General features: G+C 39.4%; 11 protein-coding genes and 4 tRNA genes. 8 read left to right on the forward strand and 7 right to left on the reverse strand.

All coding sequences use genetic code 11. The annotated features are described in order from the left end of the window. Positions 1-13 precede the first annotated feature (13 nt). The 6 genes from ABFX33_RS10460 to ABFX33_RS10485 all read right to left on the reverse strand — a co-directional run bounded on the left by ABFX33_RS10460 (position 14) and on the right by ABFX33_RS10485 (position 11927). A complete protein-coding gene (locus tag ABFX33_RS10460) occupies positions 14-2389 on the reverse strand; it encodes an ABC transporter permease (protein ID WP_346085974.1) in 2376 nt (791 codons plus the stop codon). A gap of 127 nt (positions 2390-2516) precedes the next feature. Continuing rightward, complete coding sequence (locus tag ABFX33_RS10465) at positions 2517-4922, reverse strand: ABC transporter permease (RefSeq protein WP_346085976.1); 2406 nt, start codon at positions 4920-4922, stop codon at positions 2517-2519. 43 nt (positions 4923-4965) lie between these two features. Further along, positions 4966-7383 (reverse strand): ABC transporter permease, encoded by a 2418-nt coding sequence (locus ABFX33_RS10470; RefSeq protein WP_346085978.1) that lies wholly within the window; start codon positions 7381-7383, stop codon positions 4966-4968. A 103-nt stretch (positions 7384-7486) separates the two neighbouring features. Beyond that, positions 7487-8170 (reverse strand): ABC transporter ATP-binding protein, encoded by a 684-nt coding sequence (locus ABFX33_RS10475; RefSeq protein ID WP_104385115.1) that lies wholly within the window; start codon positions 8168-8170, stop codon positions 7487-7489. A 101-nt stretch (positions 8171-8271) separates the two neighbouring features. After that, positions 8272-10638 (reverse strand): ABC transporter permease, encoded by a 2367-nt coding sequence (locus ABFX33_RS10480; protein WP_346085980.1) that lies wholly within the window; start codon positions 10636-10638, stop codon positions 8272-8274. A 35-nt stretch (positions 10639-10673) separates the two neighbouring features. After that, a complete protein-coding gene (locus ABFX33_RS10485; RefSeq protein ID WP_120261624.1) occupies positions 10674-11927 on the reverse strand; it encodes an efflux RND transporter periplasmic adaptor subunit in 1254 nt (417 codons plus the stop codon). Positions 11928-12252: 325 nt separating this feature from the next. On the opposite strand from ABFX33_RS10485, the gene ABFX33_RS10490 reads away from it, so the two are divergent. The 4 genes from ABFX33_RS10490 to ABFX33_RS10505 all read left to right on the forward strand — a co-directional run bounded on the left by ABFX33_RS10490 (position 12253) and on the right by ABFX33_RS10505 (position 17146). Then, the gene (locus tag ABFX33_RS10490; protein WP_346085982.1) at positions 12253-13635 is read left to right on the forward strand and encodes a TolC family protein; all 1383 of its coding nucleotides are present in this window, start codon (positions 12253-12255) and stop codon (positions 13633-13635) included. A 31-nt stretch (positions 13636-13666) separates the two neighbouring features. After that, positions 13667-15028, forward strand: a complete 1362-nt coding sequence (locus ABFX33_RS10495; protein WP_346085984.1) for a sigma-54-dependent transcriptional regulator — start codon at positions 13667-13669, stop codon at positions 15026-15028. A gap of 3 nt (positions 15029-15031) precedes the next feature. Then, positions 15032-16351 (forward strand): sensor histidine kinase, encoded by a 1320-nt coding sequence (locus ABFX33_RS10500; RefSeq protein ID WP_346085986.1) that lies wholly within the window; start codon positions 15032-15034, stop codon positions 16349-16351. A gap of 204 nt (positions 16352-16555) precedes the next feature. Continuing rightward, entirely contained in the window at positions 16556-17146 is a 591-nt protein-coding gene (locus tag ABFX33_RS10505; protein ID WP_346085988.1) for a hypothetical protein, read from the forward strand. Between the two features lie 207 nt (positions 17147-17353). On the opposite strand, the gene ABFX33_RS10510 is transcribed toward ABFX33_RS10505, so the two are convergent. Then, the gene (locus ABFX33_RS10510) at positions 17354-18517 is read right to left on the reverse strand and encodes a BamA/TamA family outer membrane protein (protein WP_346085990.1); all 1164 of its coding nucleotides are present in this window, start codon (positions 18515-18517) and stop codon (positions 17354-17356) included. A 325-nt stretch (positions 18518-18842) separates the two neighbouring features. Here ABFX33_RS10510 and ABFX33_RS10515 point away from each other — a divergent pair. The 4 genes from ABFX33_RS10515 to ABFX33_RS10530 all read left to right on the forward strand — a co-directional run bounded on the left by ABFX33_RS10515 (position 18843) and on the right by ABFX33_RS10530 (position 19312). Beyond that, a tRNA-Thr gene (locus ABFX33_RS10515) sits at positions 18843-18915 on the forward strand. A gap of 26 nt (positions 18916-18941) precedes the next feature. Next, positions 18942-19022 (forward strand) — tRNA-Tyr (locus ABFX33_RS10520). 49 nt (positions 19023-19071) lie between these two features. Then, positions 19072-19144: transfer RNA gene (locus tag ABFX33_RS10525), tRNA-Gly, on the forward strand. A 96-nt stretch (positions 19145-19240) separates the two neighbouring features. Next, positions 19241-19312: transfer RNA gene (locus ABFX33_RS10530), tRNA-Thr, on the forward strand. Positions 19313-19347: the final 35 nt, after the last annotated feature.

Genomic DNA, 19347 nt, shown 5'->3' on the forward strand with positions numbered 1-19347 from the left:
ATCATTATTTTATTTATTCATCTTTTAAACTATGTATCGGGTTGGCCAATGCTGCTTTGACTGCTTGCAGGCTAATCGTAAATAAGGCAATGCCTAGTGATAATATACTACCTAGAATAAAGGTAAATACATTGAGATTAATCTTATACGCAAACGTCTGCAACCAGTTTGTTGAAAGATAGTAGGCTATCGGTGAAGCAATGAGAATAGCAATAAATACGAGTATAACGAATTCTCGGCTCAGTAACTTGACAATACCAAATACGGAGGCTCCCAGGACCTTGCGGATGCCAATTTCTTTGATTCTTATTTGGGCTGAATAGGTACTTAATGCAAAAAGACCCAAAGCAGAAATAAAGATGGCAACTCCAGCAAAAAGGTTAAAAAGAAATGCCGTCCGATTTTCAGATTTATAGATTTTGTCAAATTGATCATCTATGAAACTATAACTAAATGGTGTTGCGGAAGGATGTGCCTTGTATATTTTTTCGATCGTCTTGATGGCTTCAGGAATATGATCCGCGTTTGATTTGATATACAATGTCCCTTTAAATTGACGTGTCCACAATACAATTGGTCCTACTTTTTCTTTCACGGATTTAAAGTTGAAATCCTTTAAGATACCGATTACTTTGCCAGGAACTTCATGCAAGCTCATTTGGGCTCCAATATAAGGCGGTTTAAGTCCCATTTGTTTTGCTAAGGTTTCATTGATAATATAACTGGAAGAATCCGATGGAAGTCCTGTGAAATTGGTGCCAGCGACAAATTTCATTCCCATGAGTGGAATAAAGTTTTGGTCTATGGTCGCTCGTCCTACAATAGCTTGATTCTCCGTCGTTTTATTGGGCCAGCTAATGTCGCCAGTAGCATTGCCATAATCCATTATGGAATAAAATCCAGACAGTGAGACTGCGGCTATGGATGTAGACTGTTTGAGTTCGGATATAATGGCGTCTGCGTGTTTGATGTGTTCATCTGAGAGCGGAACTGTAAATACTTGATCTTTAGCATAACCTAAATCCATCTTACGCATATAGGAGAGTTGATTTCTGATAACGATCGTACAGATGATCAATATAATGGAAATGCTGAACTGTATAATGACCAATGATCTCCTAAGCCTCTTCGTCCCATCTTGCTGTGTTGATTGTCCTTTTAGCGATTGTATCGGTTGAAATGAAGCGAGATAGATCGCAGGATATATGCTCGAAAGGGAGAGGGTGCCTAATAAGGTGCAAGTAAGATAGATCCAGATTTCGGGATTACTCAGGGTAAAGGCCAAGGACTTTCCGGCCAGCTCATTGTAACTTGGGATTAACAGTAAGACCAATGAAATAGCAAGGATAAGTGCTACACTAAAGATGATAACAGATTCTACTACAAATTGGAAAAAAAGCTGCTTTTTACTTGCTCCAATTACTTTTCTAATGCCGATTGTTTTAATTCTTTCCAACGAACGCGCCGTACTCAGATTAATATAGTTTACCGCTCCGATAACGAGCAGGAGAATTGCGATCACCGAAAAAATCTGTACGGTACGGCGTGCGGTTTGGTTTCCTTCTGGACTAATGAGATGGATATCTTTTAAAGCGGCCAATCGGTACTGTATAGTAACATCTGCTTTTTGTGCTTTTTTATAGTAATTGGTTATTTTTGCAGCAACCTGTGTTGGATCTGCATTTTTGTTTACTTGAATGTAGTTGCTGTAATAAAAATTTCCCAGATCTTCATCAATTGTTTTCCATTCACCATTCCCTCCGTTTTCAGTAAATCGTTTGGCATAAAAGGAGAGTGGAATAATTGCATCAAATTGAATGCTTGAGTTCTGGGGAATATCTTGTAGTATCGCGCGAACCACAAAGGTGGTATTATTTTTCCGGATACTTTTGCCGATCGGACTTTCTTCACCAAAGAGTTTTTTAGCAAGATTTTGGGTAATTAGAATTGCCGTGAGATCCTGTTGAAAATTTTCGATGGATCCGGCACGTAGGGGGAAATTAAAAAGAGAGAAAAAGTTTTGATCTACATAGACTAGATCTATATCCGAATAAGTTTGCTTTTTTTTGTCATCCACTAATGTGGCATTCTCTTCTAGATTTACCCGACTCGCATTTTTTACTTCGGGCAACTGTTGTGCAAACTTGAATAAGGGAGCTGGGGAGGTCGTCCAAACTTGTTCTTTATCATTGTTTTGTAGTATAGAATTAACGGAATAGATCTGTTCATAATCCTTATGAAAGGTATCAAAGCTCTTTTCATCCTGCACCCACAAAATAATAAGCGTAGAGATCGTTAAACAAATTGCCAAGCCTACCATATTGATGATGCTGTAGAATTTCTTTTTGCTCAATTCCCGAACGGCCGTTATAATATAATTTTTAATCATGCGGATTAGTTTTGAAATTTTAGACCTTATATTTTGGTTATATCTGTTTGCTCTTTTTATTAAATAGAGATTGTAATGGGCTCATTATTGAGACCCATCACTTTCTCTGATCACTATTGAGCTTCTTTTATTCATCTCTTAAACTGTTGACTGGATTTGCACGCGCGGCCCGCAATGATTGAAAACTTAATGTCAAAAATGCTATCCCTATCGTGAGTACCGCGGGTATAAAAAATAACCACCATTGTATCTCAATTTTAAATGTAATATCCTGCAACCATTCGTGTATGGCCCACCAGGCAATTGGTGTTGATACCAAAATTGAAACAATGATCAGTTTGATGTAATCTTTAGAAAGTAGACCAATGATACCCGTAACGGTACTTCCCAATACTTTGCGGATTCCAATTTCTTTTGTGCGTTGTACAGTTGTTATCGTAACTAAACCAACGAGACCAAGGCAGCTCAGCAATAAGGTGATTGCTGTTGCCAGATTGATAATTTTGGACAGTCGCATATCTGTTTCGTAAAGAGATTTGATCTCCTGGTCATAAAAGCGATAGCTGAATTTGGCATGTGGATAAATGCTTTTCCATTCTTTTTCGAGGATCGCCAAGGCAGTCGACCATTTTTTAGGATCATTGTCCAGACGGATATTTATGTGTCCAAGTGGGCCTCTATTGGTTGAAACTTCCATCACAATAGGATTTAACTGCTGGTGAAGATCTTTGCTGTGGAAATTAGCTATAACACCTACAATTTTTACATTTTTGTCTCTGGAGATAACAGATTGTCCGATTGCTTCGTCAACATTTTTATATCCCAGTTCGGTCATTGCTTTTTGGTTGATTATAATCCCCGAACTCGTATCAGACGTCATTAATTTGCGGCCAGCAAGAAGTTTTATATCGTAGAGGTCAATGTAATCCTGATCAACATACTTGTATTGCATGATTCTATTTTTGATTTCCTCTTCGCCATATTTACGGATTCTATTTCCCCAATAACTATTATCCATAGGAAAATGGCCCAAGGAGACACGGGCGATTTCGGGATATTTGGATAAGGCCTGCTTAAATACAAATGGATCTGTTGTCGCTTTATCAGCAGCCCGATTGGGAATTGATACGGTGACAATAGCATCTTTAGTAAATCCCAGATCGCTCTTGAGCATATGCTTGATCTGAATGGTGATCACGAAAGTGCCAATAAGGAAAACTTGAGCGATAATAAACTGAAAAATAATCAGTCCTTTGCGGAGGTATACGCCTTTGTTTGAGTTATTGGATAAACTCTTTATTTTCATGACTTCGATCAATTTTACTTTGTTGATCAATATCGATGGATATATTCCAGCGAAGCATGTGATTAAGACAAGTAACCCAATGATGAATAACAACAGATTGAACTGATCGTCGTACATGTTGATGTCCGAATGGATAAAATCGCTGAACAGTATTTCCATCATTTTTGTAAAAGGCCAAGAAAGCAAGAGGGCGAATAGTGCGACCAAAAAAGTCTCTGTTAAAAAGCTTCGGGTCAAATAGACTTCCCGTTCCCCCAATGTTTTCCGTATACCAATGGATCGTGCGCGCATAGGTACCATCGCGGTACTTAGATTGATATAATTGATAGCAGCTAATACAAGTAGAAATGCGGCTATTCCGATAAGTCCATAGAGTACCTGGATGTTGCTGTGATTTTGTATAATTGGGTTAAAATGCAGCTCAGATAATGGTGAAAAACGTGTAGTTTGCTTATAGTTCTCTTTTTTATATTCTTCGCCATTCATCTGCACTAATTTTTGATCGATGGTATTGGCGAGATTTTTAAGATGATCGGCAGATTTGACTTTGACGAATAACTGATAATAGTTCATCAGCATCAACCAATTGTTTAAATTCGGATCCTGATCAGGTATTTTGATAAATTCCTTACCAATAAAAGTACTTGGATAACTTAAGTCTTCTACAATGCCAGATACAGTAAACTGTGTCGTATCATAAGAAATGGTCTTGCCTATAATATCCTGACTTTGCAGTTTTGGGAAATAGGCTTTCGCACGCGATTCGGTAAGAACAACTTCATTTTGGAGCTTGAAAAGCTGATGCGGACTTCCGGCAAGCCATTTGTAGGGGACCATTTTAAAATAGTCGGCTGTCGTTGCAAAAATCTTTTCCTGTCGGGCAAACTCCGTGGGTGTTTCACTTTTGGAAGCTGGTGTTACAATTTCAAAATAACGATTATAATAAGGTACAACCAATTCGACATCTTGCGAGTTCTCTTTCAGGTAATAAGGAAGGGGAAATGGTACTGCGTCAAAATCTCCGCTTTCTTTTTCGCTTTGTGTATGCGAGAATACTTTGTATATCTGCTCTTTGTCTGGATGTTGTTGGTCAAAACTAAATTCATAATTGACAATACGAAAGATAAAGCAACAGGCGCTTATACCTATTGCAAGTCCCAATACATTTAGCAAAGTAAAAAGACGATGTCGCCAGAGTTGTCTAAAAATCAATTTCATATTACTCATTACAATTCGGTTTTATTGGGTTTATTTTTTATAAAATGCTTCTTTATTCATCTCTTAAACTATCTACTGGATTTGCACGGGCAGCACTGACGGATTGATAGCTCATGGCTAAAAACGCTACGCCAATAGTCACTATTGCTGGAATAATAAACATCCACCAGCTGAGCTCTATTTTAAAAGCAAAGTCGGTTAGCCATTTATCAATCGCAAGCCAGGCAATCGGTGTAGCAATTAGGATCGAGATAACAATTAGTTTGATATAATCTTTTGATAGCAGTAGTACAATTCCACTGACCGTGCTTCCCAAAATTTTTCGGATACCGATCTCTTTTGTCCGCTGATGTGTAGTTAAGGTCACTAAACCGATCAATCCCAAGCAGCTTAATAAAATGGTAATTGACGTTGATAAATTGATTATTTTATAAAAACGATAGTCTTTTTCATAGAGTTCCTTGATCCGCTCGTCATAAAATTGGTAGGTAAATGGTGCATTTGGATATACGTTTTCCCATTCGGTCTTTATGGATGCAATCGCCTGGTGCCATTTTTTAGGATCTCCATTTAATTTGATATTAATATTCTGCAGCGTGCCCTTGTTGGTTGATATTTGCATAGCAAGAGGCTCTAATGGGGCGTGGAGATTAAAGTTGTGGAAATCGGCCAGTACGCCGACAATTGTCGTTGGACGATCGTTTACAGAAACGGTTTTTCCAACGGCCTCCGCAGGGGATTTAAATCCAAATTTACTAATGGCTTTTTGATTAACCAGTATTCCTGAAGTTGTATCCGAAAGTTTGAGAGCCCGGCCGGCCAGTAGTTTCATTCTAAATACATCGAGGTAATTTTCTTCGATATATTTAAAAGGCATATTGACCATGATCTGACCGGTATCGCTCTGCATAACGATATTATTTCCCCATTGGTCGTTATTCATTGGGAGGTGGCCTAGCGAAACCTGATCAATTTCAGGATATTTTTGGAGAAGCTCTTTCAACAGAAATGGACTTTTGCCGGAATCTTCCGCTTTTTTATAGGGCAGTTTGAGTGTAATAACAGCATCATCCTGAAAGCCAACATCGCTATTTAAGGCATGTTGTAGCTGCAAACCCATGATCACTGTCAATACGACAAAAGCCTGAGCGATTACAAATTGAAAGACAATGAGGATCTTTCTGAGCGAAATACCACCAAACGAAATTTTGTCTGCTGCATGGATTTTGATGGCTTCTACGACATGTACCTTATTGATGAGGTAAGCTGGATACAGACTGGAAATTAACGTTAATAGGATAATAAGTCCCAATAGAAAGATAAAGACTGGTAGACTATCCGAATAGGCGTTTATATTTTCTGGAAGATATGAACTAAAGGTAAGTTCAAATATCTTGACCAATGGCCAGGAGAATAACAGCCCAAATAGACAGGTAAAAAAGGTTTCTTTGATAAAGGATCGCGTCAGGTGTCTGGGTTGTTCTCCTAATGTTTTCCGAATACCAATTTCTCGGGCCCGGGCAGGAACACGGGCTGTAGTCAGGTTGATATAATTGATACTTGCCAGTATAAGGAGAAATACGGCTATACCTATAAGTCCGAACAACACCTGCTTGTCACTTCCGTTCAAGATGAATTTATTGAAATGCAAGTCCGTAAGTGGTGCTAACTCATAACCAGCCGTTATATTGTGCTGTTTAAATTTCTCACCGACCATCTCCTGAAACTTCTTGGTTGCTAGTGCAATTACTTGTGAAGGCTGTCCATTTTCAGTTAATTTAACATACACATGGAAATTTGAACTTGAATTCTCCCAGTTTTCTGCTTCCTGCGGATTGGGCTTTACACGGATAAATTCTTTGTCGACAAAACTACTCGGATAGTCTAAGTCGGCAACAACCCCGGTTACCGTAAGAAGCTGATCATCGTATTGTATTGTTTTGCCAAGAAGGGATTTTAAATCTGCATCGGGAAAATATTGTTTTGCGCGGGAGCCCGTCAGGATAACTTCATTGTTGTTTTTAAGTGCGGTATTTGGATTACCAACGATCCATTTATAGGGAACAAGTTTGAAATAGTCTGTAGTGGCTGCGACAATTTTGTCCTGGGCATTGAATTCCAACGTTTCATTGTTGGAACGCTTTACCTTAATGCTTTCAAATGATCGGTTAGCGATAGGTGCAACCAATTCCAATCCGGTCAGATCTTTTTTTAAATTAGTGCCGAGATAAGTACCAAGAGGGTAGGGAGTCCCATCAAAGCGATGGATATTTTCACCTTCCTTAAATGCCGAGTAAAGTTTATAAATCCGTTCCTTGTCGGGATGATTCTGGTTAAAACTGAATTCGTAATTGACAATTCTAAATACAATCCAGCTTGCGCTGATCCCGATCGCTAGACCGATGATATTAAGGAAGGTAAACAGACGGTTACGTCCCCATTGTCTCAAAATTAATTTTAAACCTTTCATCGTTTTATACTTTAAACTCGTTTCGTAGTTCTTGGTCCTGTTTAGGTAAGCGCTTTAGATTTTTAAGAACATTTCTTGTCCTTAAAATGGGTCGCTAGCTTCGCTAGGATCCTAATGACGTCGTTTCCATAATGACCTGACCATCCAGCATACGGATGACACGATCCGAAAATTTGGCGTCATGTTCACTGTGGGTTACCATGACGATGGTTGTGCCAGCTTCGTTCAGTTCAGTTAAGAGCTGCATCACTTCGTTACCATTGTTGGAGTCCAGATTACCCGTAGGCTCATCGGCAAGAATTAATTTGGGATTATTGACGACAGCACGGGCAACGGCCACACGCTGTTGCTGTCCCCCGGAAAGCTGTTGCGGAAAGTGGTTGCGACGGTGCATGATTTGTACCTTCTCTAGCACTTCTTCGACACGTTTCTTACGTTCGGCTGCAGGGACATTGGTATAGACAAGAGGAAGTTCCACGTTTTCAAATACCGTCAGCTCATCAATCAGATTAAAACTCTGGAATACGAAACCGATATTGTGCTTACGCAGATCCGAACGGCCACGTTCCTTAAATTTGGCCACTTCGATCTCGTTGAATAAATAGCTCCCTTCATCCAGATCATCCAATAGTCCGATTATATTCAGTAAAGTTGATTTGCCACAACCAGAAGGGCCCATCACGGCAACAAATTCACCTTCTTTTACGTGAATATTCAAATTGTTCAATGCGACAGTCTCAACTTCTTCCGTACGGTAATACTTTTGAAGATTGGTTATTTTAATCATATTTTTTGCGCTCATGGTTTTATGTTTTGGGCCCTCGGCAATCGCTTTAGGCGGTTATTATTCTGTTTAATTCTATTCTTTTAAATTGTTTATTTTTCTGTTTATTCGTCTCTGAGTGTCTTGGTCGGATTGGCTATCGCTGCTTTAAAAGCTTGTGAGCTAATCGTTAATAAGGCTATAATTATTGCAGATAGGCCACTCAGTACAAAGACTGTCCAAGAAATAGTAATATGATGTGCATAGTCTGCGAGCCATTTGTGCATGAAAATCCACGCAATCGGGAATGCAATGATACAGGAGATACCAATAAGGATAATAAATTCGCGATTGAGCATCTGAATAAGACCGGAAACGGAAGCACCGAGGACTTTGCGTATACTGATCTCTTTGGCACGTTGTTCTGTCGCAAAGGCAGCTAAACCAAATAGGCCTAAGCATGAAATAATAATCGATATGATGGCAAATACGCTGGATAGCTGTTGTATAAAAAGTTCAGCCTGAAATTTGCTATTGAAGGTTTCATCCAAAAATTTGTAATCGAAAGGAAATCCGGGATTATTTTTTACAATAATCTTTTCAATTTGCTGAATAGCTTGTGGCAGGTCAATACCTGCTTTTGTTCGGATATTCAATAGACCGCTCTCTCTGATTAAGGGAATAAATAACATGGGATCTGGATCGGCATATACGTTGTTATAAACAAAGTTTTTGACGACTCCGGCAATCGTGTAATTTTCTTCGCCGTAATTAAGGATACTACCCACTACATGACCATCTTTGCGGATTAATTTAGCAAGGGTTTCATTAATAAGAACCGACGTGCTATCTCCTAGTAAGTTGGCGTGGAAGTTTCTTCCATCAAACATTTTAAGATCTAATGCTGGTACTAAGCCCTCATCTGCACGCAACATTCCGATCAGAATACTCTTGTTGGGATCTTTTCCTTCCCAATTAAAACCAGAAGTGTTATTATAAATGTTGAGAATACTCACATCACTGACACCAACTTGCTCCACTAGCCCGGTTGCGATGAGCTGGTTTTTGATCAGGGGAAGATGTTTGGCCATGTCCCCTTGTAATGCTGTGGTTAATACCTGGCTCTTGTCAAAACCCAGGTCTTTATTTTTGTTATGTTGTATTTGCTGATAAATGATAATCGTACAAATGATCAGTACAACCGATGCGGTATACTGTAGCACAACCAATCCCTTGCGGATAAGACTTCCGGTGCCAGCTTTCTGCTTCGCTCCTTTGATAGTCGATAGTGGCTTGAAAGCAGACAGAAAGAATGCGGGATAACTTCCTGCAAATAGCCCGCATATTAAAGTAATTGTGATGACAAAGGCAAGATGCATCGGTTTGAATAAATCGACCTGAAGGTCTTGGCCAATCATGGTATTAAATGGCCGAATACAAATATAGACCAATAAAATAGCAACTAATGAGGAAATAGTGGCTAGGACCAATGATTCTGCGAGAAATTGTCCAATCAACGATTGACGACTTGCACCAACAACTTTGCGCATACCGACTTCTTTTGCCCTTTTTTCGGATCTGGCGGTAGCAAGATTCATAAAATTGATACAGGCAATTAGCAAAACGATCCAAGCAATAATGCTGAACAGACGAATATTTTTTAAACTTCCTTCTATTTCATTTCCACTGTTATCAAAACGGTTATGTGTAACCCATCTTTCCATTGGATAGAGGAAATTTTGTGAAAAAGTAACCTCACCATTGGTTCTGTTTTTGACATAGTTCATGAGCTGTTTGTTGATTTGATCAACGTTTGTATTGTCTTCAACCTGGATCAAAGTCTGGATACCATTATTGTCCCATCTGGTCAGCCAGTCTTGGCTAGACTCAAATTTTTTGAAGGGAATTAACCATTGAAAATTATAACTGCTGTTTTTAGGGAGGTCTTTTGTAATGGCTGAAACGATGTAAAGGTCTTTGTTATTGGTCTTCACTGTTTTGCCTAGAGCTGGTTGACTACCAAATAATTTTTTCGCTCCAGATTCTGATAAAATGATGTTATCTACTTTGTCAAATGCGGTCTTACGATCCCCCTCCGTAAATTCCAGCGAAAGTACGTCGGCAACGGTCGCGTCCGCATATAGTCCATTCTGAAATAAATTGTTGTCACCAACAGAGAATAACATTGGGCTAATCCATGTCATGCGTACGGCATGTTTAATGCCCGGAATCTCTTTCGCTATATTTTGCGCTAGGGGGCCGGGGGTTGATTCGAACACAAAGGTTGCACCATCATAGGTCTGTTTTGACTTGACGATATAGATATCCTTTTTGTTGGGGAAGTTATCATTATAGCTTAACTGATTTTCTACCCATAAAAAGATCAAGGATGCCGCTGCAATGCCGATCGCTAACCCAAAAATATTGAGAAAGCTGTACCCTTTGGTTTTCCAAAGGTTACGAAAGGCTGTTTTTATAAAGTTCTTTATCATCGTGGTATTGCGTAATTGGTGTTGCTTATTCAAATTTACCTCTTGATACTTAATTCCTGTACTTTATCATAGGTCTCGTAGCTTGATACGACTACCTTGTCTCCAGGTTGCAATCCTTTGATCACTTCATAATATTCCGGATTCTGTCTGCCCAATTGGATGTCGACACGATAGGCTGTATTTCCATTCTTATCGAGTTTGAAGATCCAGTTGCCGCCAGTCTGTTGATAGAAACCGCCTTTAGCTAATAACAATGCTTTCGTTTCATCACTTAAAGCGAGACGTATCTGTAAAGTCTGTCCACGACGGATTCCTTTGGGCACTTCATTGATAAATTCCATATCGACCTGGAACCGGCCATTGGTTACCTGTGTGTATACCTTTTTAATGCGAAGCTTGTAGGTTTTGTCACCAATGGAAAATTCGCCCTGAAGATCTGGGAAAATACGGTTGATATAATGCTCGTCAATATCAGCACGCACTTTAAATCCGGTCAGTACGTCAATCTGCCCCAAACGTTCACCCGCATTTTTGTTTTGTCCGATTTCGGCATCAAAAGCGGTTAACTGACCATCGACAGGTGCCCGTACGATGAGGTCACCAATTTTTCGTTTCATTAATTCCAACGCACTTTGTGTACGTTGGTAAGTCTGTTTATCTTGATTGGTTTTTTGAGCGTTGGAGATCTCGTCTTGTTTTAGAATCTGTTTCGTTAGATTGACCCGTTCCTTTTGATAATTATATTCGTTTTTTGATTTTTCAAATTCCTGTGTGCCAATGGCTTTTTCCGCGAGTAATTTTCTGTTTAAGTTATAGATACGCTCGGCTTCTCTAAAAGCCTGTTCGACATCTGCCATCTGGTTGCGGTTGGTAATAGTTGCTTGTTGGGCATTGGTCTGCGCGATCTGCGACTGTGTCAAAAGGTTCAATACTTGTGTTTCCTGTTGAACTAACGTGAGTTCCTGATCTGTATTGGATAGACGCATAATCGGATCACCTTTTTTTAAGACAGTACCATCTTCAACAAATTTTTCCTCTACACGGCCACCTACAGAAGCATCGAGATAGATGCTGCTGATTGGAAGCACTGTACCATTGATTGGAATGAATTCCTGAAAGTTACCATTTTTTATTTCGACAATAGAGATACGGTCCGCTTCTACATTTAGCTTGCTTTTGCCCGAGGTAAAGTAAAAACTAGCGCCGATTAATCCAACGATGCCAGCAATCCCTACAATGGTCATGATACGTTTGCTATTCCACTTCTTCTTTTCTAAAGGTCTGTCCATAATTTAATATCAATTTGCTATGTAACTATGAAAGCTGTGCCAATAATTTAACCTGTTGATTTTTAGTTGTTTATTTTGTTTGTGTTGCTGTTCGGTGTTCGATAGCGGACACTTCATGTACGATGGCGTACAACCCTGGTCTTATCTGCATTTTTTACCGTTTATTTTTATTGTATTTTAATAAGATAGTATGGGTGTTCAATATCGGACAGTTGATTGTACGAACTTGGACATTGATCGTTGGGGGGGGGTGTGCATCTTGTTGATAATCAGAAATTTTATTGTTTGGCATGGGGATGGTCTGCTTGGAAAACAAAAAGTGGATATGAAGAGAATCTATATATATTGTACATTGTGTTTTTTGCTAACTTATATAAAAGTTGAAGCACAGCAACATGAGCAGGGAACAGGGGAGAAGGATGTTTTAAAAATAGAAGCTGCAGCTAATGGAGATAAGCAGGATGCAAAACGCAGCTTGGCCGAATGTATCCAATTGGCGATAAAAGCCAATCCTACCTTATTACAAAATGAATTAGCTGTTAAGCGTGCTGAGGTGAATCTTTCACAAGCCAAATCGAATCGATTGCCTGATTTAAATGGACGTTTAGGTCATAGCCTTACCTCGGGGCGTTCAGTTGATAACTCCACAAATCAGTATATTACGAGAAATAATTCCTCTGGAAATTTTTCGTTGGACGCTAGTGTACCCGTTTTTAATGGATTTCGCATATTGAATGATATTCGGATGCGTGCAGATGCGAAGACTGCTGGAAAACTTGAGTTTGATTCGCAGGTCAACACGTTGAAACTGGATGTTATTACGGCTTATATTCAGGTGTTAACAGCACAAGATGTGTTGAAGCAATCGGAGATGCAAACAGAGGTCACGCGTGAGCAGGTACGTCGTGCTGAAGCGATGCAAAAAGAAGGAGCAATTAATCCCGGTGATTATTTTGATCTAAAAGGGCAACTTGCTAACGATATTAATACGATCGAAAGCAATAAACAGATCCTTTATACGAATCGTGTAAAGCTAGCCAGTTTTTTAAATGTTGAAGAGGCGCAATTGGGCGATTTGCAGGCATTGGAATTAAAAGCTGATGCACAAAAATTGGACGCTATAGCACTTTATAAATTAGCGACGGAGAGCCTTCCAGATATTCCTGCACTGGAATGGAAAATTAAGGCAGCCGAAAAGAATATTAAAATAGCACAATCCTCCTATTGGCCTTCTTTATCTTTAAATGGTGGATTGAACTCGAATTATTCCAAAAATGGAATGGATGGGGATTATTGGTATCAGATGCGAAATAATGTTGGGAAGTATGTATCACTAAATCTTTCAATCCCTGTTTTTAATAGATTTAAGGTTAAGAATGATGTTAAGCTGGCTAAATTGGATTTAGAATCAAGTAAATTTCAACGTGAGATTGCACTGAATAATTTGAGGGCCGAGACTGCAAATGCGGTTTTTAACCTGAAAAATGCAAGCAATACAATCAATCAATTACATGAGCAAAATACAAATTACGCTGAATCATTTCGCATCGCTAAGGTAGTCTTTGAGCTGGGGAACAGTAATTCGGTCATATTTTTAACTGCAAAGACCAAATATGATAATAGTCAGATTCAATTGGTTGTCAAGCAATATGAGTGGTTGCTACAAAAATATATCAATGATTATTACGCAGGCTCGTTAAATTTATAGTTATCTTAGTGTCTGAATGAAGCCAGGGAATATGAAAAAAGCATCTATTTTAGTTGTCGACGATGACCAAGATTTACTTACAGCAGCAAGGATTTTGCTAAAACCTAAAGTCAGCCACGTTCAAGTCGAATCTAATCCAGAGAACCTGATTGGGCATTTGGAGAAAATGCCTTATGACCTTGTGCTTCTGGATATGAATTTCAAAAGCACAATTAATACCGGAAATGAGGGCTTATATTGGTTGTCGCGTATCAAAGAGAAATTTCCGCAGGTTCATGTGATTATGATCACTGCCTATGGTGCGGTAGATCTGGCTGTAAAATCGCTGAAACAGGGTGCCGCTGATTTTGTGGTTAAGCCTTGGGAAAACGAGCAGCTGCTGGCTACAATTGAAAGCACGCTTGCGGAATCAAAAAATAAAGAGAAGAAAAATAAGAGTTCGCTATTGCGCTCCAGCAATAGCCCGGATCTGATCGGTAACTCGGTGGTCATGGACGAACTGCAATATAAGCTTGAGAAAATAGCACCAACGGATGCCAATATCTTGATCTTGGGTGAAAATGGTACTGGTAAGGATTTAATTGCGCAGGCTATTCAACGGCGCTCATTACGTTCGGATCAGGTCTATGTGAAAGTTGACGTAGGAGCATTGACGGAGACTTTGTTTGAAAGTGAACTTTTCGGCTATAAAAAAGGGGCATTCACAGATGCACGGGAAGACCGTCAGGGACGTTTTGAAGCGGCAAATGGTGGAACGTTGTTTCTGGACGAAATCGGAAATATCTCGTTACAGCAACAGGCCAAGCTATTGACTGTACTGCAAAATCGACAGGTTACACCACTGGGTTCTTACCAGCCGATCCCTGTGGATATACGCCTAATCTCCGCGACAAATGTATCCCTTAAACACTTGGCTGATGAAAGCCGTTTTCGAAAGGATTTGATTTATCGGATCAATACCGTGGAAATTCAAGTTCCTCCTTTGCGGGATAGGGGAGAAGATATTAGACTATTGGCGGCACATTTTCTTGATATCTATGCGAAGAAGTACAATAAACGGATAGAAGGATTTGAACCGGATGCCATAAAAAAGCTCTTTGCTTACCACTTTCCCGGAAATGTGCGTGAGTTACAATACAGTATCGAACGGGCTGTTATCATGGCCGATCAAGTAAGTATTGCTGGAAATGATCTGTTTTTCTCTCCTATTGAGCAGCAAGCAGAACAGGTCGTTGTTGAATCAGTTCCTAGCAGTCAAAATCTGGAAGAGTTGGAGCGAAAAGCCATTAAGTCGGCCATCGAACGTTATAATGGAAATATCAGTAAGGCAGCAAAGGAATTGGGGCTTACCCGTGCGGCACTCTATAGGCGTTTGGAGAAATACGATATCTAGTCTATGAGACATGGAAAGATTTTAAATGTAATTAAGATTATTTTGCTGTTGGTAGCTGCGGTTGTGGGTGCCTACCTCTTGCTGAAGCGTGAGTATGTACAAGCGTCTTTAATCTTTTGTATTATGCTCTATCTTGGCTTTAATCTATATGGCCAATATAATTTTTTGGAAAGACAGCTTGTAGAATTTGCCGAGGCAGTTAAATATCGCGACTTCACACGACGTTTTTTGGTGAAAAACCCGAAATCGGTTGAAGGGCAGCTTTTTCGTGCTTTTAATCAGATTAACGAAACCTATAAGGAAATCAGCATTAAACAGGAGATACAGCATCAATACCTCGATCGTGTCATCAATATGCTTAACTCGGCTATTATCTTCTATGAAATGGATACGGGAAAAGTAATGTGGGTGAACGATGCCTTCAAACAGCTTTTTCATCTGCCACATCTGGGGAATATCACCGGACTGAAAAAGAAAAATCCTGACCTTTATGAAAAAACTATGTTACTCGATAATGGGCGGCAACAAATGGAGTCTATTCAGTCAAGTAAAGGAAAGATAAAATTGTTAATTCAGAGTTCTAGTTTTGAAACACAAGATGCCATATTTCGCATTGTCGTTTATCAAAATATCAACGAAGCTATTGACGAGACTGAGACAAAGGCCTGGCATAAATTATTGCGTGTACTGACACATGAGATCATGAATTCTATTGCGCCGATCAGTTCATTAGCTGAAACACTCAACGGCCGTTTGGATCATTTCAGGGGACATGAGGACATTGATGATTTAAAAACTGGTATATCTACCATCAAACGTCGAAGCGAGGGGCTTTTACATTTTGCAAAAAGCTACCGCATGATCAACAAAGTGGATCAACCACAGGTGGCTCCGATTCAGGTTTCCCAATTATTTGAACATATCTATCAGTTGCTCGAGCCAACGTTAATTCAGAAAAATATTGACGTTGATATCATTTTAAAGAATACCCGGTTGATACTATATGCTGATGTCAACTTGATTGAGCAAGTTATTATCAATCTGATGCTAAATGCCATTGATGCAGTAAAGACCAGGGGGGAAGCTTATATCAGTTTGTCTGCACTGGAAATTGACGGAAGTGTGCAGATTCGTATCGAAGATAATGGTGCGGGGATTCCCGCTGATCTCCAGGAACAGATATTTACACCTTTTTTTACAACAAAGAAAACGGGAACAGGGGTTGGTCTGACCCTGAGCAAGCAAATTATGTTGCTGCATAAGGGTACGATCTTTCTCAATAGTGTTGAGGGGGAAGGTAGTGCTTTTATACTTCAATTTTAAATATCATCCCAGATACACGTCTTATTATACAGAAGCTCTCCTTATATCCCGAATAGGGTTTTAAATGACTTGTTTATGTCTAGGTGCTTGAATGTTCCATGTGAAATAATTAGTAAAAGCGGTATTGTGGTATGTAAAACTAATGTCGGTTCTTGCTGGATTCGGACGTGAAATGCTTTTTATTAGTGCTACAGATGATTAAATATGCCGCTACAGAGCGAGAATTTAATTGTATATCAGGGTAAATTTTTCGATGTTTGCAGCAAAATGAATTACCACCTGAAGTATTGGCGCCATTATTTCATCTCCCATAGCCGACATGGGACACATTCTCCCTTTGTTTATAAATTAGTCGATGAAGTAATTTATCAGAAAGATGATCGTGATACGGTCTCAAACTTACCGCACGACATCAGGGCAGGAGGAAAGGCAGAGGAAAAAAAATATCTGTTGGTCGATCGTTTATTAAGGGCTTTTGCTTATGATCAGTTTATGCTTTTGACCGAAAAACCTCTAGCGAATTACGAGACGCTATTCAAAGATAGGGTCGGGAGTTATTCTTTTCGGAAGATCTATTATATAGATCAGATGAATCTTGACCTGGATTTTCTGAATGTTATCAATGAAAGGGATATGCTGATTGTGAACGAACCGCATTCGTCAGCAGAACGTGAAGACTATTGGAACAGGCTAAAGGATGATGGTCGCGTAGTTGTCAGCATAGATTTGTATCGAATTGGCTTGGTCTTTTTTAGAGCCGGGCAACGTAAAGAAAATTTTCTGATCAGGTTTTAGCATGTTCGATGTCCTTCCTAAAATCTTTAATGAATGTTTACTCAGGATATTGAAAGCTATTAACTTCGTGTTATGACTGGAGCGTAAGCAGGCTGTCTGGATAATGACTCCACTTGAAAAGGTGGACTTGACGTGGACTCGAGGCGGTCAGTAAGAATCTTCATGCGTTCATAGCCGTAGCTGTCGGTGAACGCATGAAGATATTCTTTAAAAAGCTTCACTTAGGGATAGATAGAAGCCTGATTGACGTTTCTCACCAGCTCTCTGTTCGCCATAAGAATAATCAAATCGAATACTACTATTGTGTTCTAAACTGAAGAAGTAGCGCAATCCGCCACCATAACTGGGTACATACCTGCTGCTATTTTCTTTTGAAAAGGTTGATCCAATTCCCGAAAAACCGACAATGCCAAAACGAGGATGAAAGCGATAGCGTAATTCAGCTTGCGAAGCGAGGTAGTTTTTGTCACGATAACGCCCGAGGTAATACCCGCGCATCATCATATCACCACCTAATTCACGGTAATTATAGAAAGGAATTGTTTTTCCAAATGTCGAACGAAAGATCCCTTGAAGGGCCAGTGTGACTTTTTTATGTAATGGAATAAATCCGCGGAGGTCTAGATCCAGATTAGCTCCATTAAAGTCTGTGCTGGTCCATAACTTAGGTGCGTAAGCCAGCCGCAATTTGGCATAATAACCACGGGTACTATAGGAAACATTGTCCCGGTTGTCAAATAACTGAGATACACCGAGCAGCAATTGTTGTCCGCCCTCTTTTCCAATAAGATCGGATCGGTTAAATATATGGTCGCTACTATCACTACGGATCGAAAAATTATCGTACTGTATATTGATTCCGGAATACAGATTGTTACCGACTTTTTTTTCCGCCTCCAATTTTACGCGAAATAGCTTTTGATCGACGCGTTCTTCATCTGCCTTCCAGGTATCCATACCAATGCCGTAATAATTAAATGGCCAGTTGCGGTAACGGATTTCACTGACAAAATGGTAGTCGTTATTTTTTGTCCAAAGATCAGTTTGAAATTTAAAATTTGACTGACGTTTGGATGTAAAGGTTCCCATCAATGTCATCGTGGAAGTACGAATATGGGGATCTGACTTGTCCAGGTAAAAATTATATGAGCTGGCTAATCCATATTCTACTCCAGTTTCTTGTGCGTAACCGACGGCAGGTAAAACCATAAAACTGCCTGAACGGGTAGAGTCCTTTTCGGCAGAGAGGAATTTTTTACTCAATTTTTGAATAATATTTTGAGCTTTCAAATCGCTTGTTCCGGCTATAAACAGGGTGCAGAGCGCTGCATACCGAGTAAGTTTTGAAAGTGATTGCGGTAAAATTTGCATGCCCAAAGATAGTACATTAGGCAAATAACCAAAATAGGCAAATAAACAATTAAAAATTATTGTGCTGCATATCAGTATAATTGACAAAAAGTGTTATTTTTTTTTGGTAAATATTTTTGTAAAGTGAGTTTTGTGTCTATCTTTGCATCAGCAAACAAGGGAACAACGGTTCTTAACAACGAAGTTTGCTTAGTTCTTTAAATGAAAAAAAAAGTAAAAAATAAACTTGCAATAATCAAAAGTAAATTCGATATTTGCACTCGCTGAAAAGATAAAACATCTGGTAGGCGTTGATAGAACGTAAGTTATTTAAAAAATATTAGAAGCCTCTTTAGCTCAGCTGGTAGAGCAACTGACTTGTAATCAGTAGGTCATTGGTTCGATTCCGATAAGAGGCTCTAAATGTAACGAAAGTTACAGGTCTGGAGGGGTTCCAGAGCGGTCAAATGGGACGGACTGTAAATCCGTTGCTTCGGCTTCGAAGGTTCGAATCCTTCTCCCTCCACACTTTTTTTTAATTGGAGTTTAGATTTACTCTAGTTTCTAATTATTAAGCGGAAGTAGCTCAGTTGGTAGAGCGATAGCCTTCCAAGCTATAGGTCGCGAGTTCGAACCTCGTCTTCCGCTCAAATTTTTCAAGTATTAAATTTAGTCTCTATCTTCTTTGATAATAATGTATCTAAAGGTGGGGGCATTAATACGTAAATAAGGTTTTTTTAGTAAGCCGAAGTAGCTCAGGGGTAGAGCACTTCCTTGGTAAGGAAGAGGTCGTGGGTTCAAATCCCATCTTTGGCTCGTACTTGTGTAAAAGTTAAGCAAGAGTATATAAC

Origin of the sequence: Sphingobacterium ginsenosidimutans (assembly GCF_039536865.1) — a bacterium.
In the GTDB taxonomy this organism is placed as follows: Bacteria; Bacteroidota; Bacteroidia; order Sphingobacteriales; family Sphingobacteriaceae; genus Sphingobacterium; species Sphingobacterium detergens.

What these genes read in the sequence shown, in the direction of transcription:
- ABFX33_RS10490 (WP_346085982.1), top strand. Translation starts at nt 12,253, where the DNA reads ATGAAGAGAATCTATATATATTGTACATTGTGTTTTTTGCTAACTTAT.
- ABFX33_RS10460 (WP_346085974.1), bottom strand. Translation starts at nt 2,389, where the DNA reads ATGATTAAAAATTATATTATAACGGCCGTTCGGGAATTGAGCAAAAAG.
- ABFX33_RS10485 (WP_120261624.1), bottom strand. Translation starts at nt 11,927, where the DNA reads ATGGACAGACCTTTAGAAAAGAAGAAGTGGAATAGCAAACGTATCATG.
- ABFX33_RS10500 (WP_346085986.1), top strand. Translation starts at nt 15,032, where the DNA reads ATGAGACATGGAAAGATTTTAAATGTAATTAAGATTATTTTGCTGTTG.
- ABFX33_RS10480 (WP_346085980.1), bottom strand. Translation starts at nt 10,638, where the DNA reads ATGATAAAGAACTTTATAAAAACAGCCTTTCGTAACCTTTGGAAAACC.
- ABFX33_RS10505 (WP_346085988.1), top strand. Translation starts at nt 16,556, where the DNA reads ATGCCGCTACAGAGCGAGAATTTAATTGTATATCAGGGTAAATTTTTC.
- ABFX33_RS10465 (WP_346085976.1), bottom strand. Translation starts at nt 4,922, where the DNA reads ATGAGTAATATGAAATTGATTTTTAGACAACTCTGGCGACATCGTCTT.
- ABFX33_RS10495 (WP_346085984.1), top strand. Translation starts at nt 13,667, where the DNA reads ATGAAAAAAGCATCTATTTTAGTTGTCGACGATGACCAAGATTTACTT.
- ABFX33_RS10510 (WP_346085990.1), bottom strand. Translation starts at nt 18,517, where the DNA reads ATGCAAATTTTACCGCAATCACTTTCAAAACTTACTCGGTATGCAGCG.
- ABFX33_RS10475 (WP_104385115.1), bottom strand. Translation starts at nt 8,170, where the DNA reads ATGATTAAAATAACCAATCTTCAAAAGTATTACCGTACGGAAGAAGTT.
- ABFX33_RS10470 (WP_346085978.1), bottom strand. Translation starts at nt 7,383, where the DNA reads ATGAAAGGTTTAAAATTAATTTTGAGACAATGGGGACGTAACCGTCTG.